The sequence below is a fragment of the Gluconacetobacter asukensis genome (genome assembly GCF_014174375.1).
GTDB lineage: Bacteria > Pseudomonadota > Alphaproteobacteria > Acetobacterales > Acetobacteraceae > Gluconacetobacter > Gluconacetobacter asukensis.
In genome coordinates this window covers 129,110-150,864 of record NZ_JABEQE010000012.1, presented here as the reverse complement: position 1 = coordinate 150,864, position 21,755 = coordinate 129,110, and the positions used below count along the sequence as shown (strand labels likewise).

Sequence of the window (21,755 nt, the reverse complement as noted above, 5' to 3'; positions counted from 1 at the left end):
CGGCTCCATTGCTCGTCTGTCAGTGTCCGTCTGCTCAAGGCTTGCCCTCCATCGACAGCCTTGAATCAGAACTTCAAATCAAAGGGAATCCATGAATGCAGACAGCGCCTAGGCTTTATGGCCTTTCGCGGATTTCAGGCTCGCCTTGAGCGCGTCCATGATGTTCACGACATGATCGGCCGGCGCCGTGTTGCTACGGGTAATCGGCTTCTTCGGCCGGGATCGCCTTTTGGCGTCGATAATCCCTTGCAGGCGAGCCTGTACCGGGTCCCGGATCATGTCCGGGTTCCAGGGCCGCATGAGCTCGCCAATCAGTTGCCCGAGCAGGGTGATATCCTGCCGGTCCGGCTCTGGCAGCTTGTCCGCCGGCATATAATCGCCCGGATCGCGAACCTCCTCGCCATAGCGGAGCGTCCAGACCACGATCCCCTTGCCGCGCGGCTCCAGCAGAACGGCATGCTCCCGCCGATACAGCACCAGTTGGGCAATGCCGACCGTGCCCGTATGGCGCATGGCATCGCGAATGACGGCAAATGCCTCCTCGCCGACCTTGTCGTCGGGCATGAGGTAATGGGGCGTATCGTACCAGATCCAGCCGATCTCCCCGGCATCGACGAAGCGTTCGATATCAATGACATGCGTGCTTTCGAGGGCAACGGAATCCAGTTCGTCATCCTCCAGCAGCACATACTGATCGCCCCCGCGCGGGTAGCCTTTCACGAGGTCCTCGTCATCGACCGGCTTGCCGGTCGCGGCGTCACCATATTGCACGACCACACGATGGCCAGTCTTGCGGCTCATCATGTGAAAGCGGATGCGTTCCGTCTCGGTGGTGGCAGGGGCCATGGATACGGCGCAGGTCACGAGGGAAAGCTTCAGATGGCCGGTCCAGAAGGGTCTCGGTGCCATGGCTCGGTCCTCCTTCACTCACTGGTTTCCACCATGTGGTTGCCTATATCGGAACGGAGGCCACAGCATGCCCGCTTGCGGAAAGGAGCCGTTCCATGACCGCCCGGAAGACTGCCGACCATCCCGCGGGGACGGATCGCTGGTCGGCAGAGGTGACCCATCACAGCGATGCGCTCGACCTCGAGCCCGATATCTTCAAATCCGACGACCCGCATCACATCGCGGAATCCCTGAAACAGTCTGCCGAGGCCAGCACGCGCCGCAAGGCCACGCCATTTCGCTCTGCCATGTCGATGCTGGTTTTCTACATCAACAGGGCAGGGCGCTCGCTTCCTCCCGAGAGGCGCCGGGTTCTCGACCGCGCCAAGCAGGAGCTCCGCCGGGTATTCGGGCGCCAGGGCTGAACACCGCCTTACATCTCCGCGCTCTATTCCTGCGCGTTCTTCCTGCGGGTCTCGGCAGCTTTCTTCGCGGATGCCGAGCGTTCCTCGGCCGATCGGTGGGCGGAGGCCGCACCCTCCAGTCTGCCGCCCTTGCGAGACGGCTCATGCGTCACCTCATGCCCCCGTCCCGAGCCGCTCTTCTTGCCGCCACCGGTTTCCTTGTTGACGGTGGCCCATGCCCGGCGCTCGGCTTCCTCCTCGCTGACGCCGCGCTGCTCATAGCTCTGCTCGATATGCTCGGCCTGTCTCTTCTGCTTGTCCGTATAGGCGGACTTATCGCCACGCGGCATGGTTCATGCTCCCGCTCACAACAGATCGGCGCCGCCTTCTGCCCTTCGGCCAGGACGAGACGACGTCTGGTGACAAGGCCGGAGAGCGGGAAAAGTTCTCTCTGCGGCCTTCGCAGGATGATGGATCGTCCACTCTCCAACCGGACCGGTAATGATCGAAAATGCCGGAGAAGAGGAAGGAAGATGTGAAATATTTGATAATAATGAAATATTTTTATTCTATGATGAAATCATTTCAATGACGAAATATTGGGCCGATATGATTTCTGAACCTCTCCTCGCACCGGCGCGCCGCCGCGGCTGGCCCCGTCCTTTACCGACTTCGGCGCCCTATGGGCGTTTGTCGAAGCCACCAGCCGCGCGGGCAGGGACGTGCTTGTCGTCGCCCTCACCGACGGCCGGCTGTCGCATCCCCATTCGCGGCTTTTCCCGGCAGACAGGCTGATTGCCCTCCGGCAGGCGGAACAGGTCGAAGCGATGCGGCTGCTGACGCGGGGCACGGGCGAGATCATCACGCTCGGCTTCCCCGACCAGGGCGCGCCGGAAGCGCAGGCCGATCGCGCGGCGGTGCGGGACCAGTTGCTGCACCTGATCGACACCCGGAATGTGACCGCACTCTGGACGACATGGGAGCATGACCCCCATCCCGACCACCGCTGCGCGGCCGCAATCGCGCGCCAGGTCGCGGATGCAAGAGCGGGGCTCGGATTCTGGCGCTACCCGGTCTGGGGGCGCTTCATCGAAGACGCGCCACGGGCAGGAGATGTCCTCTATCGCTTCGATGGCGCGCCCTTCCGGTCCGAGAAGCGGGCAGCCATCGACGCCTATCGCTCCCAGATGACGGACCTGATCCCGGATGATCCCGACGGGTTCGTCATGGATGCGCGCGCCCGCCGCCATTTCCTCGAAAGCCCGGAATTGTTCATCGGGGACGGCAATCATGTCTGAACGTGCCGCGCGGTTCGACCAGCTCTATTCGGGTGATATCGATCCGTGGGGATTTCGTAGCTCGGCGTATGAGAGAGACAAATATCGGGCGACCATGCATGCCCTGCCGCGACCCCATTATGCCGTCGCGATCGAGGCCGGATGTTCGATCGGCGACCCGGCTGCTGTCCTGGCGCTGCGATCGCGTCATCGGTCTCGATCTTTCCGCTGTCGCGCTGGACGAAGCGAGGCGACGGAATGCCGACCGGCCGAACATCCTATTCCGCCAGGGCGAATTGCCGGGCGCCTGGCCCGACGAAAGCGCGGTCGACCTGCTTGTCCTGTCGGAAGTCCTGTATTTCCTCGCGCTGGACGAAATTCGAGACCTTACGCAGCGGATCGCGACGAACTGGTGCCCCGGCGGCCACTGTGTGCTCGTCAATTATCTGGGACCAACGGGGGAAGGTCTGCAAGGCGACGAAGCGGCGGAGCTTTTCATCGCGTCCCTGAAGGCACAGCTCGGAATCCGGCAGGATGTTCGCATGAGGAAGGACCGCTATCGCCTGGATATTCTGGTTCGTGGTGAATAACCGCCTGCGAGGCGGGGGAAGGCGCGCGCAGCGTGGGCCATGATCCATAATTTATTCCTATATCGTCAAAGAAACGATCGAATTGACATGGGCCGCAATTCGTCAGGATATTTTGATATCGATATGGTCTGCATGGAACGTGAGGCTGCCAATGGGCGCACCAGCGATTTCGGGGCGCCATGACCAACGCCTCCACCAACTGAAAGAGACGGGATGCTGAAGCGGAGATCCATGTTGAGCGGAATGGCGGCGGGAGCCGGCCTGGTCATGATCGGCCAATCGCGCGCGGCATCCGCTGCCCAGACCGGGACGGGGCGGGCCTGGTGGAAGGAAGCCGTTATCTACGAAATCTATCCGCGCTCGTTCAAGGATTCAAACGGAGACGGGATAGGCGATCTTCCGGGCATTCTCGAAAAATTGCCCTATATCCGCGATCTCGGGGTGGACACGATCTGGCTTGCGCCGATCTTTCAATCCCCCAATCGCGATAACGGTTACGATATCAGCGACTACCGGGCGATCATGCCTGAGTTCGGGACGATGGATGATTTCGAAAGATTGATGGCAAAAGCATCATCTCTCGGAATCCGTATCATTATGGACCTTGTCGTCAATCACACCAGCGACCAGCATCCCTGGTTTCAGAAAAGCCGCGCGTCGAAGGACAGTCCCTATCGGGATTACTATATCTGGCGCGATTCCGCGCAGGGCCATCCGCCCAATAACTGGCCCTCGGTCTGGGGTGGAAGCGCCTGGGCCTTCGAACCGGAAACTGCCAGCAGCTATCTCCACCTGTTCTCTCCACAGCAGCCCGACCTGAACTGGGATAATCCAGCCGTTCGTGAGGAGGTGTTCTCCATCATGAAATTCTGGCTGGACAAGGGGGTTTCCGGGTTCAGGATGGACGTCATTACCATGATTTCCAAAATGCCGTCCTTCCGCGACATGACGCCCGAGGAACTGAAGGCACCTGAATATGTGTATGCGGCCGGCCCGCATCTCCATACCTATCTGCGCGAGATGAATGATCGCGTCCTGTCCCATTACGATGTCATGACCGTCGGCGAGGCGTACGGCATGCATGCGCAGGATATTCCCCTGTTTACGGACAGTGCGCGCCGGGAACTCGACATGGTCTTCGCTTTCGACATCGTCCATGTCGATCGTCAGGGTTGGCGCAAGGTCGCGTGGCCGTTGTCCAAGCTGAAGGAGATCTATGCGGCTGCCGGACGCCCGCGCTCGCCGGATTCATGGAATACGGTCTTTCTCGACAATCATGACCAGCCACGCGCTGTTTCGCGCTTCGGGAATGACAGCGCACCTTTCCGGGAGGTCTCGGCCAAGGCCATCGGGACCATGCTTCTGACCCAGTGCGGAACGCCCTTCATCTATCAGGGCGAAGAACTGGGAATGACGAATCTTCCGTTTGATGGCCTTGATGATTTCGAGGACGTCCAGGTTCCGCTCCAGTGGGACACCAGGGTGAAGCGCCAGGGCGTCGACCCGGATGCGTTTCTGGAAAGCCTGAAGGGACTGGGCCGCGACAATGCCCGCAGCCCCATGCAATGGGATGCATCAAGACATGCCGGCTTTACCACGGCGGAGAAGCCCTGGTACCGCGTGAATCCGAATTACACGGAAATCAATGCCCAGGACTGCGTAAGCAATGCCGGCTCGGTATACCATTATTTTCGGGATCTCATCGCCTTGCGGCGTAAATACCCGGCATTGATCTATGGCACTTACCAGGATCAGGACCCCGATCACAGTGCCGTCTTCTTCTACTCACGGCAGCTCGAGAGCAGTAAAATCCTGATTCTGATCAATATGTCGGATCGGGGTTTTACCTACGACACCCCCTTGCTCGCCAGGGCGTCGCTTCTGCTCTCCAATATGCGCCATCGTGGCGTGACACAGGACGTGACGTGGCTGGCCCCCTGGGAGGCACGCGTCTACCGGGCATGACGCGTGCGCGGCCCAGGGCCCTCTCGGAACCGTTCGTCGGCAACGAGAGGGCCTGATGCATCAGGTCAGACTATAGACGTTCTTTCCAGACGCTGACGGCATCAATGCCGGTTTTCAGCAACTCTGCCGCACGGGCCTGCGTATCGGCCTCGACATAGACCCGCAATTCCGGGGCGTTGCCCGACGGACGCAGGTGGATGATCTCGCCATTGGCGAACGTCATGCGCAATCCATCCGTCTGGTCGATCTGCGCCAGGTCCTCGGGCGTCCGGATGAAGCCCAGTGCCATCGCCCCTTCGGCGGGATGGCTGGCAAGCTTTTCGATTTCCGCCAGGCTCTGCGCCGTCGGCATGTTCTCCAGCCGGTCGCTGAGCGTAAAGCGGGGCGGCAGCGTGGCGACGAGGGCGGCAAGGCTGGTCTTTTCCTGGCGGGCGGCGACCAGGGCGCACAGCATGGGCAGCACGGAATCGCGCGTCGGCAGCGCATGCAGTGTCCGGCCGTCCTTCTGGATATCCGTCGCCAGCAGGAAGCCGCCATTGGCTTCGTAGCCGACGGAGGGCGTGATGCCGGCCTCGGCGGCGTCGGTCATGGCGGCGACGACGAACGGCGAGCCGATGCGGGTGCGCCTGACATCCCGCGCGAAGCCGCTCTTTTCCAGTGCCGTATTGCTGCTGACGGGCGTGGTGACGGCAGCGGCGCCGAGAAAGCGTGCGGCCAGGATGCCCAGCACATCGCCGCGCAGCCAGTTGCCCTGGGCATCGGCCAGCAGGGGGCGGTCGGAATCGCCGTCGGTGGTCAGGATGGCATCGAGCGTGCCGTCCGCCGTCCAGTCGCGGGCCAGGGCGGCATCCTCGGGGCGCACGGCCTCGGTATCGACGGGGATGAAGCTCTCCGCACGGCCCAGGGGCACCGCCGTACCGCCCAGCGCCTCGACCACCCGCACCAGCACGTCGCGGCCGACGGCGGAATGCTGATAGACGCCCAATGTCAGGCCGGACAGCGCGTCCGGGCCGAAGAATGCACGATAGCGCGCGACATAGCCGGGCACGACATCGGTCAGTTCGGGCAGTTCGACCGGTACGACCAGGGTGCCGTCAGCATCGAACCAGCCTTCGGGCAGGTCCACGTCCTGCGTGCGCATGGCGGCTTCGTCGGATTTCAGGAACTCGCCGCGCGCGCGGTTGAACTTGATGCCGTTGCGGTCGGCGGGGATATGGCTGCCCGTGACCATCAGGGACGGATATCCCTGCGCGAACGCATGCAGGCACAGTGCGGGGGTGGGGACATACCCACAGGAAACCGGCTCGCCCTCCATATACCGGATGGCGGCCACGCAGGCGCGCAGGATGCGAGGCGTGCTGGGGCGCAGATCGCCCGCGACCGCGACCGGCGTGCCGGGCGCGAACTCGCCGAGCGTCGCCAGATGCCGAAGATAGCCGACCGTATAGGCGAAGCAGACCGCATCGGTCATCGCGGTGACAAGGCCCCGGGCGCCACTGGTGCCGAAGGCAACGCCGGACTGAGTCATCCACTCGGCTATCTTCATGAGACACTCTTTCGAAAGAGACGATGATCCATCATCTCATCTTGGGGGGAAGCCATCTCCGGCAAACGCGCGGCACGGTCTACGTTTCCATGCGTCGTCAGGGCGGTTAAGCGTTTCACAACAGCTCCGTGGCCCCTGTACCATCAGCTTCAAAGATCGTCCAACCCCGATGGCCCGGCGTTTTCGCCTCCCTCGCGCAGCCGGGGGGGAGAGGTCATCAAGGTTCTCCCGACCCGGCCGTGGGGCGGGGAGGATTGAGGGCCTGGGCGGCAACATAGCCGGCCGTCACGCTGGTCATGCCCAGCGTGACGGACAGTACGATATTGAGCAGCGCCCGCCCCGGCGCTCCGCCACGCAGCAGGTCCAGCGTCTGGAGCGTGAAGGATGAAAAGGTCGTGTATCCGCCACAGATGCCCACCATGAACATCAGCCGGGCGGTATCGGACACCTGGAAGCGGGCATTGCCGACCGTCAGCGTGCCGAAAAACGCAATGGCGAACGATCCGGACAGGTTGATCAGGATCGTTCCCCAGGGAAGGGTCTGGCTGATGCGCGCGGTCGCCAGACCGACCCAATAGCGCATCAGGGTGCCGCAGGCACCGGCCAGGGCGATGCCGAAAGTCGTCATGATATTGGAATTCATGCGATAGGGTCTTCGATACCGTGATGACAGGTCAGGATGGGCAGCGTGGCATGGGCCAGCAGATCGCGCGTCGGGCCGCCGAACAGAAATTCCAGGAAGCGCGAATGCGTATAGGCCCCCATGATCAGCAGGTCGCCCCGCGCGGCCAGCGCATGGGCGCGGATCTCCGCGCCGATCCTGTCACGAGGGGCCACGAAACGGTCGATCGTGACCGGCACCCCGCGATCGATCAGCATCCGGGCACGGTCCGGCGGCGCTTCGGCCGTGTCATGCTCCGTGCCGATCAGGAAGGTGACATGTTCGGCCGCTTCCAGAAGCGGCTGGGCCGCGTCCAGGGCCCGGTCGAGGGCGGGTGAGGGATGCCATGCGACGACCGGGCGCCGGCCGACCGTATCGCAGGCCTGCAAGGGGGCGATCAGGACCGTGGCACCCGCATCGTACAGGGCGCCGGAAAAGGCCTGGCCGATCGTCTGCCGGTCATCCGCACGTGGGCGGCTGATGACGACCAGATCAGCCTGTCGGGCCTCCCGGGCCACGATCCCGCTTGTATCGCCGGCCATTTCGACCCACTCCGCCTTGGCGGCGATCGGGTCGCTGGCCGCCCCGATCCACTGGAGGGCGATGTCGTGCAGCCGCTTCGCGCGGCGGGCGACCTGGGCGGCGAAGGCCTTCCGCTGGTCGGGCGTCGGGATGCCTTCGTCCGGCGCCTGGAAGGCCGGGTCGATCGCCGGCTTGGGATGAAGCAGGCGGATGTCCTGCCCGTTCAGCCGCCTGGCCAGTTCTCCGGTGGCCTGAAGCGTGGACAGGGCCGTCTCCGGCCGGTCCAGAATGGCAAGTATGCGCATCGCAGTTCCCTCCGTCAGAGATTGCGGAGCGGAATGATGTGTATCCCATGCCGGGCAGGGATGCGAGCCACAGGCGGCCAGCGGGAATAATCGGGGAATGAGAGCATATGGACGGATTCCTCCCTTCATGCCCTGTCGGGCCGGGTAGGAATCATCAGCCTCGGCAGCGAGGCGGTTCGACCTCCGAAGGGTCAGGCAGAATCCATTGCCGCCCCAAGACAGGCATTGGAGGCGGCTTGCTGTCAAGTCTGCAGGCGGCCAAGTCTGCGGGCTGGCGGCGCATGCGTCCGCCAGCCGCGCGGGTCAGAAACGCTGCTCGATGCCGGTCAGGATGGTGCGGCGCAGCCCGTATTGCGGCGCGCCGACACCGATGCCCGAGCCGCTGCGCAGTTCGTAGCGTTTGTCGAACAGGTTGATCACGTCCAGGCGCAGCTGGGTGCGCTTCAGGAACGGGATATGGAACAGATCCTGGAACGACTGGACGGCCGACAGGTTGAACGTCGCATATTGCGGGATCACGCCCCCGTTGGGAATGTCGCTGTCCTGGCGCAGGCCACTGCCATAGACCATCGTCGCCGACAGGCGCAGCGGGTGGCCGGTGCGATAGAACGCCGTGTAGCTGCCGCCGGCCGATGCCGTCCAACGCTGGTCATGGTCCAGATGGACCCAGCGATGCTGGATATAGGCCAGGTCGGCCGGGTCGAAATTCCATTGTGCGGTGTCGATGTCCTTGCCGATCGCGCGCGACCAGGAAAAATGGCCGTAGACGCTGAAGGGCCCATGTTCGTAATCGGTGGCGAATTCGTAGCCATGGACCTGTCCGCGCCGGTAATTGAAGGCCGACAGGATAATGGGCGACCCGAACTGGCCTTCGTCGATCAGGTTCTTCGCCAGCTTCACATAGGCATCGAACGAGGCATGCCAGCCGGGCAGGATGTCCTGGGCGAAGCCGGCATCGAAATAATGGTCGCGCTCCGCCTTGACGGTCGTATTCTGGAAATTGGCCGGTGCAGCCGATGTGTTGGCGAATTTTCCAAGCTGCGCGCCACTCAGAAGCTCGAACGGGGGAGGGGTGAAATAGCGCGAGTAACCGGCATGGAACGTGCCGCCATGCCAGGGCTGATAGACGATGTTGATGCGCGGGCTGACCTGCTTGGAATGGGTATATTCATCCACCCCGTCGAAACGCAGCCCGTAATTGATGGTCAGGTTGCGCACGGGGCGCCATTCATCCTGGGCATACAGGCCGTAGAGCCATCCGGTGCGGCCATTGCCGTCATGGATGGAGACAGGCTGGTCGCCAAAGATCGCGCCACCTTCTTCATCGATGCCGGTCTGCGGGTAGACGGTGGAATCCGTCTTGGAGATCGTGCGTTCGACATAGATCTGGTAGCCGAAGCGGACCGTGTGCTGCGTATCGGCATGCCACGTCACGTCGGTCTGCGAACCGGACGAGAAGACCGAGCGCTGGGCGCGCTGGGCGATGCCGTTATAGACCAGATCCCCCAGCGGATCGGGGGAATAGCCCAGCGAACTGTAGCGGACCACGGCCGAACTTTGCAGGCTGATACTGCCGATATCCTTTTGCAGAGACAGGATTCCGAAATCGGTGATCTGCTTCTGGCGTTCGTTCAGGCTGGCACTGTCGACGCTGCCGTACAGATTCTGCGACAGGGCGCTGTCGAGGAAGGACGGGTTGGCAAACTGCCTCTGCTGGCCGGGATTGTTCGGAAGCTGATATTCGGCGTTCGACACGCCGGCCGTCAGGCTGATGCGCGTGTCGTCATCGGCCGTGTAGCGCAGGTGGCCGAGGAAATGGTACTGGTTCGTCAGATCATGCAGGGCATTGAAATCCGGGGTCGGATTTTCGACGCCCACGCGATCATGCACGAAATCGGCGGTCGCGAAATAATCCCATCTGCCGGCATGGCCGCCATATTGCAGGGACGGAAAGAAGTAATCGCGTGCGCCGCCATAGATCGACACGTCCCCGCCCGGATCGGCGCTGCCGGTCTTGGTGGTGATATCGATCACGCCGGCCTGCAGGAAGCCGTATTCGCTGGGCAGGGCGCCCGTCGTCAGCGACATGGAATGGGCAAAGCGCGTCATCAGGGTCTGGCCGAAGACGCTCATGCCTTCGGGCAGTTCCACGCCGTCGAGGCGGAACTGCACCTCGTTATGGTCGCCGCGAATATGGATCTGGCCGTAACTGTCCTGCGCGACGCCGGGGGCCTGCAACAGGACGGAATTCAGCGGCGCGTTGTCACCGCCGGGAATGGTTTCGATATCGCGCCGCGTGAAACGATAGGTGGTGGCGCCCGTGGACGATTGGAGTGCCGCGCGCGTTACGTCGAGATGCGCGTTGACCAGGATATGTTCCTCGTTGGCGGCGGTCGCCTCCACGCTGCCATCGGGCAGGATACGGTCGGTCGCGCGTGGGGTGGTGAAGGACGACCGCGACGATGCCCCCTGCTGTATGGTCGTGTCCGACGCCTGGCCGGAGGGGGCGGAAGGCTGGGACTGATCCGGGGCTTCCGCACGGGCTGTCTGCGGCAGGGAAAATGCGGTTCCTGCAAGCAAAACGGCCATGCGAAGCGCAGGTCGAGACGGGCTCATCAAGGCGATCCTGTTCGTATGAAAGCCCCTAGCCTATAAATGGTATGTTATAATGTTGCAATTCATGGATGGGAAAAGAGCGAACAGCCGAGTAATATGTTGTATATCTGCAACAGAAACCGGTCTGACCAGTGTGGGCGCGGAGGGTCCGACGGCGACCTCAGCCGGTCGATGACGTGTCGATCGATCTGGCAACGCTGCGCGCAACGCTGTCGCGCCAGAAGGGCAGACGGATGCCAAACACGTCGTGCAGGCGGGTGCAGTCCAGGCGGGAATCCTGCGGCCGGGCGGCGGGGGTCGGCCAGTCGGCGGTGGTAATGGCCTGAACCTCGGGCATCGGGTGGCCGGCGCTTGCCGCCTCCTGCAATGAGGCGACCGCCAGGCCATGCCAGGTCGTATCCCCGCTGCCGGCGGCATGGAACAGGCCGGCATATTCATCGCGCCAGCCGTCCCGGCCGATCGTGTCGATGATCGCCAGAACGGCGTCCGCAAGGTCATCGGCGCTGGTCGGGTTGCCATGCTGGTCGCCCACCACCCGCAGGATTGGATTCTTCGCCCCCGCATTCAGCATGGTACGCACGAAATTCCGGCCATAGGGCGAATAGACCCAGGAGGTGCGCAGGATGATCGCGCGGTCGTGGGCGGCCAGGATCGCGCGCTCGCCTTCCGCCTTGCTGCGTCCGTAGACCGTGCGCGGCGAGATCGGATCGGTTTCGACATAGGGCGCGCCCTTGCTGCCGTCGAACACGTAATCGGTCGAGACATGGATCAGCGGAATGCCGCGTTCGGCGCATAATCGGGCCAGCAGGGCAGGCCCGTCCCGGTTGGCGCGTGCGGCCCCCTCGGGGTCGCCCTCCGCCGCGTCCACTGCCGTCCAGGCGGCGGCATTCACGACCAGGGCAGGGGAGAATGCGGCGAACGCCGCCGCCAGCGTCTCCGGTCGGTCGAAATCGAGATCCGGCCGGCCGGCGCAGCGCAGATCAGGACGGCCGGAGCGCGCCAGGGCGGTCGCAAGCTGTCCGGACCGGCCGATGACGAGAACCGGGGCGACCGGGATCGGGGCGCCGGTCATCAGAACCAGTCCCGCACCGTGGAGAAGTCCGGCGCTTCGGCGTCCTTGTCGGACAGGATCGCAGCACCCGGTGCCACCGGCCAGGCGATGGCCAGCTCCGGCGAATCCCACCGTACCGACCGTTCGCTGTCGCGATCCCACAGGTCGGTGCATTTATACTGCACTTCGGCATCGTCGGTCAGGGTGCAGAAACCGTGCAGGAAGCCGGGGGGGATCCACAATTGCGATCCATTCTCCGCACTCAGTTCGGCCGCGACCCAACTGCCGAAGGTGGGCGAGGCCTGCCGTGCGTCGACCGCCACATCCCAGATCGCGCCGTGGGTACAGCGCACCAGCTTGCCCTGGGGGTGCGGGGCAAGTTGGCAATGCAGGCCCCGTATCACACCACGCTGGCGGGACAGGCTGTGATTGTCCTGCACGAAGGGCTGGGTGATTCCGGCCTCGGCCATCGTGCGGACATTGTAGGTTTCGCAGAAGAACCCGCGCGCGTCGGCAAAACGACGTGGCGTCAGCAGCAGGATGTCGGGAATGGCCAGGGCCTCGATTTTCATCGTCCGGCCTCCCCGTCCGCCATGTTTCGCAACAGGCGGCCCAGCTCGGTCTTGTGGACTGTCCTGGCGATCTCGCGCAACTGCTCGGCGTCGATGAAGCCCATGCGGAAGGCGACTTCGGCGGGCGATCCGACCAGCATGCCCTGCCGGGACTGGATGGTCTGCACGAACATGCCGGCCTGGAGCAGGGCGTCGGGGACGCCGGCATCCAGCCAGGCGCAGCCCCGGCCCAGTTTTTCGACCTGTAGCGAGCCTTCTTCGAGATAGATGCGGTTCAGGTCGGTGATTTCCAGCTCGCCCCGGGGCGAGGGGCGGATCTGCCGGGCGAAGGTGCTGACGCGGGCATCGTAGAAATACAGGCCGGTGACCGCCCAGTGCGAGGCCGGATTGGCAGGCTTCTCGACCAGGGTGCTGGCGCGGCCCTCGGCATCGAAGGTCACCACGCCATAGCGTTCGGGGTCGCGTACCTGATAGGCGAACACCGTTGCCCCGCTGTCGCGCCTGGCCGCCCCTTGCAGCAATACGCTGAGATGGTCGGCGAAGATCAGATTGTCGCCCAGCGCCAGGGCGCAGGGGGCGCCGGCCAGCCAGTCCTCGGCGATCAGGAAGGCCTGGGCGATGCCGTCGGGGCAGGGCTGGACGCGGTAGCTGAAGCGCACGCCATATTGCGCCCCGTCGCCCAGCAGGCGCTGGAACTGCGGCAGGTCGTCTTGCGTGGAGATGATCATGATGTCGCGGATGCCGGCCAGCATCAGGGTCGACAGCGGGTAGTAGATCATCGGTTTGTCATAGACCGGCAGCAACTGCTTGCTGGTCGCCAGCGTCATGGGGTGCAGCCGCGTGCCCGATCCACCGGCCAGCAGGATGCCCTTCATCCCGGCCTCCGTTACCGGCTTTTCCACAATCATGCTCATCGGGTGCCCTCTGTCGGGGCAATCCCCAGACGTTTCGTGCTGTCATGCCGGGCCTGGAGCGCGGTCCACCAGTCCCGATGCTCCAGATACCATCGCACGGTGCGGCGCAGGCCGGTTTCGAAATCGTGACGGGCGCGCCAGCCCAGCGCAGCTTCGGCGTGCGAGGGGTCGATCTCGTAGCGGAAATCGTGCCCCGGCCGGTCGGTGACGTAGCGGATCAGCCGCGCATGCGGCCCCGCCGGGTCGGGGCGCAGTTCGTCCAGGATCGTGCAGATGGTCTGGACCACCTGAATGTTGGTGCGCGGCTGGCGGGCGCCGATGGCATAGGTCTCACCCGGCCGGCCGCGCTCCACCGCCAGCACCAGCGCCTCGGCATGGTCGTCGACAAACAGCCAGTCGCGCATGTTGCCGCCATCGCCATAAACGGGCAGGGGGCGCCCGGCGATGGCGTTGATCGTCACCAGCGGAATCAGCTTTTCCGGGAAATGCCAGAAACCATAATTGTTGGTGGTATTGGTGACGAAGGCCGGCAGGCCATAAGTGTGCTGCCAGGCCCGCACCAGATGGTCCGACGCCGCCTTGGACGCCGAATAGGGGCTGCGCGGGTCGTAGGGTGTGGTTTCGGTAAAGGGCGGATCGCCCGGCTGCAATGTGCCGAAGACTTCGTCGGTCGAAATATGATGGAACCGGAACGCCGCCTGGCGGCGTGGGTCCAGCCCCGACCAGTATTCCCGCGCGGCTTCCAGCAGGGTGAAGGTGCCCAGCACATTGGTCGTCATGAATACGCCGGGGCCGTCGATCGAGCGATCGACATGGCTTTCGGCCGCCAGATGCATCACCGCGTCCGGTTGATGGGAAGCGAAGATCGCCCGCATTGCCGCCCCGTCGGTGATGTCGGCCCGTATATGCAGGTAGCGCGGGTCCGTCGCCACATCTTCCGTCGAGTTCCGCGTGGCGGCGTAGGTCATGGCATCGACATTCACCACGGAATGGCCAGTCGACCCGATCACATGCCGCACGACCGCCGAACCGATAAAACCGCACCCACCTGTTACGAGTATGCGCACACTCTTGCCTCGTCTGTTGGTATGATCATGCTACAATCAAAAAAATACGGCGCAAGAAAATAAATGTTATGGGATGTTTCGTTGTTTTATTATGATCATCCAATCCTTATTATTTATTTAACCGCTGCATGAAGCTGAGTGGAGTGGGCTGTCGGGCATCATGGGGGATGCGTATCTTCTCCTTGCCTGCAACGGCTGCGGCGAGGCTGAGTTGCGAAATCGGGAAAAGGAGCGGCCAAAACCGCCGGTTCCCGGGCGGAAGGCGCATGGTGCGCCTATCCGCGCAGCCTGCCCGGCAGGGGGACATGGTCCCTCATGCATCCGGCGAGTTCACGGCCCAGCTGATCGACGCGAATGTCATGGCGTGGGCCGGCGGGGCGCGTGCGGTCCAGAATGAAATAGTCGGTCGAGGCGCCGATATGCGCGCCATCGTTGAGCAGAACCGGCAGGCTGGGCTGGTGGTCGCCATAGAGTGCCAAGATGCCGCCATCCTCGTTCAGCCACCGGGAGGCGGCGAGCTGGCCGATCATGTGGTCCGTGCCCATCAGGCTGTCCAGATAACCGCCCAGCATGGGGGCGAACGGGCTGTCGGTCTCCGCCTGGGCGGCCCATGGGCCGTGATTGGCGACCGTGATGGCGAACACGAAGACGGGCCGTGTCTCGCGGGCGATGAAATCGTTGATCCAGGCGCCCAGTACTTCGTCGGGGACCAGTTGGCCGCGCCGGGACGCGAATGCCTCGCCGCCGATGAAGTGATCGAAGCCGAGATTGGGCATGACCTTGTGCCGTCCATAGAACCGGCGGTCATAGGGATGCACGCACACGGTCAGGTAGCCGGCCTGGCGCATGCGGGCGGCCAGCGTGTCGAGCGGCCGGCGCGCGAAGGAATAATAGGGATTGAAACGGTCCAGCCCCAGGTCGGACGGTGCCGCCCCGCTGATGGTCGCGAATTCGCTGCGGGTGGTATTGGCCCCCCACGAATCGACATCGAGGTGGCCATGGCGCCACGCCTGGGCGCGGCAGGCCTGGTATTCCGTCAGCGGCGACGGCAGGCTCGGGTCCAGCCGGCCGATATCGAAGAATGATTCGGCCTGCACCAGCACGACCGGGGGCTTGTCCGCCGGCACCTTCACGATACCGAAGCTGCAGGCAGCCTGGCGCGCCGGCCGCTCCTGGCGCGAGCAGACCGTATGGGCGGCGAAGCTGCCCAGCATGCCCAGTGTCTTCGCATCCTCGACCGGGTCGCCGGTAGGTCGCAGCCGACGGAGCACGCTGGCCATGACGTTCAGCGACGGCTGCCAGAAATAGGCGGCGATCGGCACGATCAGCAACAATGCCCCGATGAGCCGCGACAGGACCGGGCCACCCGGCATCGAAGCGGGCTCGACGGAAAACAGCCATGCCGTCGCCCCGACCAGCAGGCCGCCGATACCGTAGAAGACGGCAGGATGGACATAGGGCAGGTAGAAGCGCGGGTGGGTAAAGACCAGCAGAAGCTCGCTGGCATCGGCAAACACGATCGGCTCGCGCAGGACCTCCCGCTTGGTATGGTCGGCCAGCAGCAGGCCCGCGGCCAGCACCACCCACAGCAGGGCCGACGAGGCCGGCCGACCGGTCAACAGCGCAAGCGACAGCCATAATATGAGGACGACCGCCACATCGGGGAGGTCGTTCCTGAGCGGCCTGAAGGGTCTGCCGCTTGTTATCCTCAGGATGACAAGCGCCACGATCGCGAGACCCGATACGGCGGCAATGGTCCAGCCCGGCATCCTATCCCCCTGTTTTCTGTGCGTCGTGCGCCACGGCTGGGTGTCGCGTCTTGGCAGTCGGGATCGTGCTCGGCAAAATTCCGGTTCTCGTCGGCAGGTGATCGATGGGGCATGTCCATACAGAGAAGAGGGAGTTTTTGCCATGCCCATACCCATGCCGAAGATCTGGCTGGATGCCCGCAACACGAATCGGGCCGGCGGCACGGGGGTGGCCCGCTATACCGAGGTGATCGCGGAATGCCTGACGGATGCCGGCGTGCCGCCGACATATCTGACCGATTACGCCCCGGGCACGGCCCCGGCCAACCCGCATGCCCTGGGTCGGCAGATATGGCGCAGATTGCAGAGCATGCGCCCGCGCTACCCTGCGACCCTGCGGGGGGAAGGGCCCATGCCCTATGCGGTCTGCCCCGACATCTTCCGGATCGCCCACGTCAAATTCACCCATCAGGGCAGGCTGGCGCGGGTCGGCACATTGGCGCCACCGGACATCATGCACTGGACCTATCCCCTGCCCATCCGGCTGGAAGGCGCGCGGAATGTGGTCACGGTCCACGACGCCGTCCCGTTGACCCACCCGGATCTGACCGGCATCAATCCCGAGCGCTATCGGCGCCTGATGCAGGCCCTGGCTGAGAGCGCCGATGCGATCGTGACGGTTTCGGAGACCGCGCGGCAGGATATTGCCGCCCAGTGCGGCATTTCGCCGTCACGCATCCACAACCTCTCCCAGGCTGTCGCGTTCTCGGACGAGGAATTACGGCTGGCGCGCGCTGCCCGGCCGCCGGCGCCGCCCGGCTATTTCGTGCATGTCGGGCGGGTCGAGCAGCGGAAGAACATCTGTCGCCTCGTCGCCGCCCATGCACGCAGCGGAACGCGCCGGCCGCTGGTCCTGATCGGCCCCGACGGGGATGACAGGCCGGATTACGAGCCCTTGGTGGGGGATGTGCCGGTCATACGCCTGCCCTGGAGCGATCGCCCCACCCTGATCCGGACGATGCAGGATGCGCACGCCCTGCTGTTTCCCTCGCTGGCCGAAGGGTTCGGCCTGCCGATCATCGAGGCGATGGCGCTGGGCACGCCGGTTCTCACCGCGCGGGGGGGCGCGACGGGGGAAGTCGCCACGGAAGATGCCGCGATCCTGGTCGATCCGTTGGACGTGTCCGATATCGCGGAGGGAATCAGGCTATTGGATGGCTGGGGTGAGAATGATCCGGCCCGTCTGGCCCTGATCGCCAGGGGAGCGGCGCATGCGGCCCGGTTTTCGCCCGACGCTTATGTCGACCGGTTGCGTCGGTTCTATCGTTCGCTGATGTGACCCGCCCATCCATGGGGGGGTGTATAGACCTCGCGACATGTTGGTCCGGGACCGGTCCGGCCAGGGCCTGGAATGGCTTGTCCGGGGTCTTTCTGGGAGGTTCCGATGCGTGTTCTCGTGACCGGCACCGCTGGATTTATCGGGTTTCATATTGCCAGGCGGTTGCTGGAGGAAGGATACACCGTCATCGGTCTCGATGGCATCACGGATTATTATGATGTTTCATTGAAACGCAGGCGCCACGCCCTCCTGCATCGGTTCGATAATTTTTCGTCCCATGAATTCATGCTGGAGGATGCGCAGGCACTGCATGACGTGTTCGCGCGGCGGACGCCGGACATGGTCATGCATCTCGCGGGCCAGGCGGGTGTTTCCCACAGCCTGGATGCTCCCGGCACCTATGTCGATTCCAATATCGTCGGAACGTACACGCTGCTGGAGGCGATGCGTCGGAACCCGCCCAGGCATTTCATGATGGCATCCTCGTCCTCAGTCTATGGGGCGAACACGGTTCTGCCTTTTTCCGAAGCGCATCGTTGCGATCATCCGCTGAGCCTGTATGCGGCGACGAAGAAAGCGGCCGAGGATCTTGCGCATTCCTATGCCTGCGTCTGGAAAATTCCAACGACGGTCCTGCGTTTCTTCACGGCCTATGGTCCGTGGGGACGGCCGGACATGGCGCTTTTCCGGTTCATTGCCGGCATATATGCCGGCAAGCCGATCGCGGTTTACAATAACGGCAATATGGAGCGCGATTTCACCTATATCGACGATGTGGTGGAGGCAATCTTCCGGCTCTCCCGGGTGGCGCCCGAAAAAGCGGCAGAGAACCATCCAGGGAGCAGCCCCGCGGCGCCCTATCGCGTGGTCAATATCGGAAACAGTCAGCCCATCAGCCTGACGGCATTTATCGAGGCGATCGAAAAAGCGACCGGTCGGCCATGCGTGCGCCATTATCTGCCGATACAGAAGGGCGACGTACCGCGCACCTGGGCTGACTGCTCCACCCTCAAGGCTCTGACCGGCTTTCGCCCCTCGACGCCGCTTCAGGTCGGCATCGATGCGTCCGTCGGCTGGTACAGGCGCCATTACGCAACGGCCTCCAGCCCGTGAACGAACTGGCGATCATCGGCGTCGTGGCTGTTGATGACACCTTCCCTTCAACGAGAAACGACTGATCCTGTTCCGTCTTTTTCGTGGTGGCGCATCCTGTTGCAGGACCGGAGATTTTTTCGTGCAGGAACATGCGTGCTAAGAAGCTGTCCTACGCGTTTTCGACCGGGGAGGGGTAAAATGCTGGCAGGAAAGGTCCGGGAGGCTACGATCTGGTCCATTGTCCAGTCGATCGGTTGGCCCCGTCCATGACCGGATTGCTGCGGATACCGCCTTTCCACCGGTCGGTGCCCATCCTCGCCCGTGCATGTCGGCACGCGGCGCCAGCCTTCCCCGTACCGGAGTCGGAGCGGGAGGAACTGGTCGGCCGGATCGTGCGCGAGCGGGTCGGCGGATGTTTCTGGGCACCCGATCCGGGGCAGCGCCGCCCGGTCCTGGTCGTTCTCTCCGGGAAAGGGCCCGAACGAAGCCGCCTGGCGACCATGCTGAAACAGGTACTGGCGGTGCATGCCGCGCGGGATGTCATGCTGGTCCGGCGGGGGCCGAGGCAGCCGGCAGCAGGCCTGGCACGTCAACTGGGCATTGCGCATGTGCCTTGGGAGAGCGACCCCCATGCGCTGCTGGACGGCGCGGTGCGCGTCTATGCGGATGCCGTGGGCGATATCGCCCGGCTGGCGGCCCTGCGCGGCCTGCCTGTTGTCCTGCTCGGGCCGGGAGGAGGGTGCGAGGAGCCCTTCCTGCGCACTGATGTGCTGGCGGATCTTCTGGATCGCACGGCGTATGTGTGCCCCTTCACATCATCTCCGATATCCTGTGCCGAGGCGATCGCGCTGCTGGCCGGCTGGCGCCGCACGATCATGGCCAATCGCCAGATCGGCGCCTGCCTGGCCATGTCGCGATGGAAACGGCGGCGGATCGCCGATTTCCTGGCGACGGCGCCCGGCGCGCCACCCTTTATCGAGGATTTTCGCGCCGGGCTGCAGGGGGCTCTCGCGGTCTGGGCAACACGCCAGCCGCCGGGCCTGGATGAGGCCGCCCGCAGGACCGGAACACCCGTCTGGCGCGTGGAGGACGGCTTCGTCCGCTCCATAGGGCTGGGCAGCGCACTGATGCCGCCATCGTCGATCACCATCGATACGCGCGGGATCTATTATGATCCGGCGCGGGAAAGCGACCTGGAACATATCCTGCAGACCGCCACCTTCGACCCCGCGCTGCGTGCCCGGGCCGGAAAGCTGGTCGAATCCCTGGTCCGGCGGGGCATTTCCAAATATGGCGCGGGTCGCGCGGTGGCCTTGCGCGAATCGTGGGACACCGGGGGGCGGCGGACGATTCTGGTACCCGGACAGGTGGCGGACGATCAGTCGGTACGGTGCGGAGGCGGCCGGATCGGTGGAAACCTGGAACTGCTGCAGACCGTCCGGCGACATAATCCTGACGCGTTCGTCGTCTACAGGCCTCACCCGGATGTCGAGGCAACCCACAGATTGGGCCACATGGATGATTCCATTGTCATGCAACTGGCTGATCGAATCGATCGGGGCGGCGCAATCCTCGATACGATCTCTCGGGTCGACGAGGTACATACCCTGACTTCCCTCGCCGGGTTCGAGGCGCTTATGCGCGGACGGCGGGTTGTTACGTATGGCGCGCCGTTCTATGCCGGCTGGGGACTGACGGTTGATCTGGGGGACGTGCCTGCACGCCGGACACGGCACCTGTCCCTGGAAGAACTCGTTGCCGGAGTGCTGATCCTGTTCCCGCGCTATCTCGATCCGGTCACGCGCCTGCCGTGCGGGCCGGAAGTTCTGATCGACCGATTGCAGACCCCCGATCTCTGGCGACCCACCCCATGGATGCGCGCATTGGCCACGCAGACGGCCCTGCGCAAGGCATGGGCGCGCATCCGGGCGGCTTGGACCTCATGATCGACGGCCAGGCTCAAGGTTCGCGACGGCGCGCCGATATCATGCCCCGTCCGGTCCTGCTGGATATCTCCCGCCTGCTGTCGCGCGCCGGCAGTGCGGTACCGACGGGGATCGACCGCGTGGAACTGGAATATGCGCTGTATCTCATGCGCTTTCCGTCTTCGCGGGTCATGTTCGTGGCCTGGCATCCGATCGGGCGGATCGGCATCTTGCCGCGCCGCCTGACGGATTGCTTCCTGCGGATTCTGGCGCGGGCCTGGGCAAGCGGGACGCGGCCGTCGCGCGCCGCATCGCTGATGGCCGGATTGCTGCTGCAGGCGGCAGCAATCGGGGCGGTCGGCAATACGAAACAGCGCCGGACATATCTTCTTCTTTCGCATCATCACCTGATGCGCCAGGACGTGATCGAGGCGTTCCTGAAACGCGCGGATGCCGGGATGGCGGTCATGGTCCATGACCTGATCCCGATCGAATATCCCGAATATGCCCGTCCCACCGAACCCGACCGGCATCGCCAGCGCATGGATACGGTGGGACGACTGGCGGAGGCCGTGATCGTGCCGTCCCGGCCGGTTGGGGAGTCCCTGCGGACCTATCTGGCCCCGCACGGACACTGCCCGCCGGTCAGCGTGGTGCATCACGGGTGCCTCGTCCCCTCCAATGTCCCTGCGTCCGTCGGTAGCCTGGCCCCGGATGCGCCCTATTTCGTCATCCTGGGGACGATCGAGCCGCGAAAGAATCACCTGCTGCTGCTGAATCTCTGGCGCCAGATGGCAACCGAGGGCGGTTCCGCCCCGCTGCCGCATCTGGTGATCATCGGGCGGCGCGGATGGGAAAACGAAAATATCCTGGACATGATCGAGCGATGCCCGGCTCTGCAGGGGATCGTGCATGAACATGCCACCTTGTCCGACAAGGCTGTCGCCGGTCTGGTCCGTGGCGCGCGCGCGCTGCTGTTCCCGTCATTTGCCGAAGGGTTCGGTCTTCCGCTGCTGGAAGCCCTGGCGATGGGTATCCCGTGCCTGTGCAGCGATCTGCCGGTTTTCCGCGAGATCGCCGGAGGCCTGCCCGTCTATCTCGACCCCCTGGATGGGCCGGGCTGGCGGCGTGCGATCCGGGAACTGAGCGGGGATGACAATATGGCGGGCAGGATTGCCCCACCGTCATTCGCCGACTGGCCGACCCAGGTGGTGGCCGGACTGACCGCCCTGGCCGTACTCGACGGCAGGGATGGGGGATAGCGGACATG

19 protein-coding genes and 1 riboswitch are annotated in these 21,755 nt (G+C 64.0%); of the genes, 8 read left to right on the top strand and 11 right to left on the bottom strand.

Annotation, left to right across the window (positions count from 1 at the left end):
- Positions 1–108: 108 nt before the first annotated feature.
- The gene (gene ku / locus HLH35_RS14145) at positions 109–909 is read right to left on the bottom strand and encodes a non-homologous end joining protein Ku (protein ID WP_182979737.1); all 801 of its coding nucleotides are present in this window, start codon (positions 907–909) and stop codon (positions 109–111) included.
- Positions 910–1,004: 95 nt separating this feature from the next.
- Here ku and HLH35_RS14140 point away from each other — a divergent pair, with 95 nt between their 5' ends.
- A complete protein-coding gene (locus tag HLH35_RS14140) occupies positions 1,005–1,313 on the top strand; it encodes a DUF3175 domain-containing protein (protein WP_182979736.1) in 309 nt (102 codons plus the stop codon).
- A 23-nt stretch (positions 1,314–1,336) separates the two neighbouring features.
- On the opposite strand, the gene HLH35_RS14135 is transcribed toward HLH35_RS14140, so the two are convergent.
- Positions 1,337–1,642, bottom strand: coding sequence for a plasmid stabilization protein (locus tag HLH35_RS14135; protein ID WP_182979735.1), 306 nt, complete (start codon positions 1,640–1,642; stop codon positions 1,337–1,339).
- Between the two features lie 300 nt (positions 1,643–1,942).
- On the opposite strand from HLH35_RS14135, the gene HLH35_RS14130 reads away from it, so the two are divergent.
- The 3 genes from HLH35_RS14130 (at position 1,943) to HLH35_RS14120 (ending at position 5,124) form a co-directional block, all read left to right on the top strand.
- Positions 1,943–2,590, top strand: coding sequence for a PIG-L deacetylase family protein (locus HLH35_RS14130; RefSeq protein WP_275944251.1), 648 nt, complete (start codon positions 1,943–1,945; stop codon positions 2,588–2,590).
- A gap of 98 nt (positions 2,591–2,688) precedes the next feature.
- On the top strand, positions 2,689–3,159 hold the full coding sequence (locus tag HLH35_RS14125; protein WP_220790685.1) for a class I SAM-dependent methyltransferase: 471 nt from the start codon (positions 2,689–2,691) through the stop codon (positions 3,157–3,159).
- 231 nt (positions 3,160–3,390) lie between these two features.
- The gene (locus HLH35_RS14120) at positions 3,391–5,124 is read left to right on the top strand and encodes an alpha-glucosidase (RefSeq protein WP_220790684.1); all 1,734 of its coding nucleotides are present in this window, start codon (positions 3,391–3,393) and stop codon (positions 5,122–5,124) included.
- 70 nt (positions 5,125–5,194) lie between these two features.
- Here the strand turns inward: HLH35_RS14120 and HLH35_RS14115 are convergent, their stop codons facing one another.
- The 9 genes from HLH35_RS14115 to HLH35_RS14075 form a co-directional block, all read right to left on the bottom strand.
- Positions 5,195–6,652, bottom strand: coding sequence for a phosphomannomutase (locus tag HLH35_RS14115; RefSeq protein WP_182979733.1), 1,458 nt, complete (start codon positions 6,650–6,652; stop codon positions 5,195–5,197).
- A 235-nt stretch (positions 6,653–6,887) separates the two neighbouring features.
- On the bottom strand, positions 6,888–7,313 hold the full coding sequence (gene crcB, locus HLH35_RS14110) for a fluoride efflux transporter CrcB (RefSeq protein WP_182979732.1): 426 nt from the start codon (positions 7,311–7,313) through the stop codon (positions 6,888–6,890).
- A complete protein-coding gene (locus HLH35_RS14105; protein WP_182979731.1) occupies positions 7,310–8,158 on the bottom strand; it encodes a universal stress protein in 849 nt (282 codons plus the stop codon). Before HLH35_RS14105 ends, crcB begins: the two co-directional genes overlap by 4 nt.
- 138 nt (positions 8,159–8,296) lie before the next feature.
- A riboswitch (Fluoride riboswitch) is annotated at positions 8,297–8,377 on the bottom strand.
- A gap of 84 nt (positions 8,378–8,461) precedes the next feature.
- On the bottom strand, positions 8,462–10,747 hold the full coding sequence (locus HLH35_RS14100) for a TonB-dependent receptor domain-containing protein (protein ID WP_246385102.1): 2,286 nt from the start codon (positions 10,745–10,747) through the stop codon (positions 8,462–8,464).
- Positions 10,748–10,934: 187 nt separating this feature from the next.
- A complete protein-coding gene (gene rfbD, locus HLH35_RS14095) occupies positions 10,935–11,846 on the bottom strand; it encodes a dTDP-4-dehydrorhamnose reductase (protein ID WP_182979730.1) in 912 nt (303 codons plus the stop codon).
- Positions 11,846–12,397 carry a dTDP-4-dehydrorhamnose 3,5-epimerase gene (gene rfbC / locus HLH35_RS14090; protein WP_182979729.1) on the bottom strand — a complete coding sequence of 184 codons (552 nt, stop codon included), beginning with the start codon at positions 12,395–12,397 and terminating at the stop codon, positions 11,846–11,848. The genes rfbD and rfbC overlap by 1 nt, the downstream gene beginning before the upstream one ends.
- Positions 12,394–13,311 carry a glucose-1-phosphate thymidylyltransferase RfbA gene (gene rfbA / locus HLH35_RS14085; protein WP_408870128.1) on the bottom strand — a complete coding sequence of 306 codons (918 nt, stop codon included), beginning with the start codon at positions 13,309–13,311 and terminating at the stop codon, positions 12,394–12,396. Before rfbA ends, rfbC begins: the two co-directional genes overlap by 4 nt.
- Entirely contained in the window at positions 13,308–14,378 is a 1,071-nt protein-coding gene (rfbB, locus tag HLH35_RS14080; RefSeq protein ID WP_182979728.1) for a dTDP-glucose 4,6-dehydratase, read from the bottom strand. The genes rfbA and rfbB overlap by 4 nt, the downstream gene beginning before the upstream one ends.
- A 275-nt stretch (positions 14,379–14,653) precedes the next feature.
- Positions 14,654–16,147, bottom strand: a complete 1,494-nt coding sequence (locus tag HLH35_RS14075; RefSeq protein ID WP_182979727.1) for an LTA synthase family protein — start codon at positions 16,145–16,147, stop codon at positions 14,654–14,656.
- A 142-nt stretch (positions 16,148–16,289) separates the two neighbouring features.
- Between HLH35_RS14075 and HLH35_RS14070 the strand changes: the two genes are divergently transcribed.
- The 4 genes from HLH35_RS14070 (at position 16,290) to HLH35_RS14055 (ending at position 21,747) form a co-directional block, all read left to right on the top strand.
- Positions 16,290–17,465 (top strand): glycosyltransferase family 4 protein, encoded by a 1,176-nt coding sequence (locus tag HLH35_RS14070; RefSeq protein WP_246385101.1) that lies wholly within the window; start codon positions 16,290–16,292, stop codon positions 17,463–17,465.
- Between the two features lie 105 nt (positions 17,466–17,570).
- The gene (locus HLH35_RS14065) at positions 17,571–18,578 is read left to right on the top strand and encodes an NAD-dependent epimerase/dehydratase family protein (protein WP_182979726.1); all 1,008 of its coding nucleotides are present in this window, start codon (positions 17,571–17,573) and stop codon (positions 18,576–18,578) included.
- A gap of 248 nt (positions 18,579–18,826) precedes the next feature.
- Positions 18,827–20,506 (top strand): capsular polysaccharide export protein, LipB/KpsS family, encoded by a 1,680-nt coding sequence (locus HLH35_RS14060; RefSeq protein ID WP_246385100.1) that lies wholly within the window; start codon positions 18,827–18,829, stop codon positions 20,504–20,506.
- A 41-nt stretch (positions 20,507–20,547) separates the two neighbouring features.
- Positions 20,548–21,747: a glycosyltransferase family 4 protein gene (locus HLH35_RS14055; RefSeq protein ID WP_220790683.1), complete on the top strand. Its 1,200-nt coding sequence runs from the start codon at positions 20,548–20,550 to the stop codon at positions 21,745–21,747.
- Positions 21,748–21,755 lie beyond the last annotated feature (8 nt).

Excerpts from the sequence above, each read along its gene's own strand:
- ku (WP_182979737.1), bottom strand. The coding sequence starts at position 909 with ATGGCACCGAGACCCTTCTGGACCGGCCATCTGAAGCTTTCCCTCGTG.
- HLH35_RS14140 (WP_182979736.1), top strand. The coding sequence starts at position 1,005 with ATGACCGCCCGGAAGACTGCCGACCATCCCGCGGGGACGGATCGCTGG.
- HLH35_RS14135 (WP_182979735.1), bottom strand. The coding sequence starts at position 1,642 with ATGCCGCGTGGCGATAAGTCCGCCTATACGGACAAGCAGAAGAGACAG.
- HLH35_RS14125 (WP_220790685.1), top strand. The coding sequence starts at position 2,689 with ATGCCCTGCCGCGACCCCATTATGCCGTCGCGATCGAGGCCGGATGTT.
- HLH35_RS14120 (WP_220790684.1), top strand. The coding sequence starts at position 3,391 with ATGTTGAGCGGAATGGCGGCGGGAGCCGGCCTGGTCATGATCGGCCAA.
- HLH35_RS14115 (WP_182979733.1), bottom strand. The coding sequence starts at position 6,652 with ATGACTCAGTCCGGCGTTGCCTTCGGCACCAGTGGCGCCCGGGGCCTT.
- crcB (WP_182979732.1), bottom strand. The coding sequence starts at position 7,313 with ATGAATTCCAATATCATGACGACTTTCGGCATCGCCCTGGCCGGTGCC.
- HLH35_RS14105 (WP_182979731.1), bottom strand. The coding sequence starts at position 8,158 with ATGCGCATACTTGCCATTCTGGACCGGCCGGAGACGGCCCTGTCCACG.
- HLH35_RS14100 (WP_246385102.1), bottom strand. The coding sequence starts at position 10,747 with ATGGCCGTTTTGCTTGCAGGAACCGCATTTTCCCTGCCGCAGACAGCC.
- rfbD (WP_182979730.1), bottom strand. The coding sequence starts at position 11,846 with ATGACCGGCGCCCCGATCCCGGTCGCCCCGGTTCTCGTCATCGGCCGG.
- rfbC (WP_182979729.1), bottom strand. The coding sequence starts at position 12,397 with ATGAAAATCGAGGCCCTGGCCATTCCCGACATCCTGCTGCTGACGCCA.
- rfbA (WP_408870128.1), bottom strand. The coding sequence starts at position 13,311 with ATGAGCATGATTGTGGAAAAGCCGGTAACGGAGGCCGGGATGAAGGGC.
- HLH35_RS14075 (WP_182979727.1), bottom strand. The coding sequence starts at position 16,147 with ATGCCGGGCTGGACCATTGCCGCCGTATCGGGTCTCGCGATCGTGGCG.
- HLH35_RS14070 (WP_246385101.1), top strand. The coding sequence starts at position 16,290 with ATGCCCATACCCATGCCGAAGATCTGGCTGGATGCCCGCAACACGAAT.
- HLH35_RS14065 (WP_182979726.1), top strand. The coding sequence starts at position 17,571 with ATGCGTGTTCTCGTGACCGGCACCGCTGGATTTATCGGGTTTCATATT.
- HLH35_RS14060 (WP_246385100.1), top strand. The coding sequence starts at position 18,827 with ATGACCGGATTGCTGCGGATACCGCCTTTCCACCGGTCGGTGCCCATC.
- HLH35_RS14055 (WP_220790683.1), top strand. The coding sequence starts at position 20,548 with ATGCCCCGTCCGGTCCTGCTGGATATCTCCCGCCTGCTGTCGCGCGCC.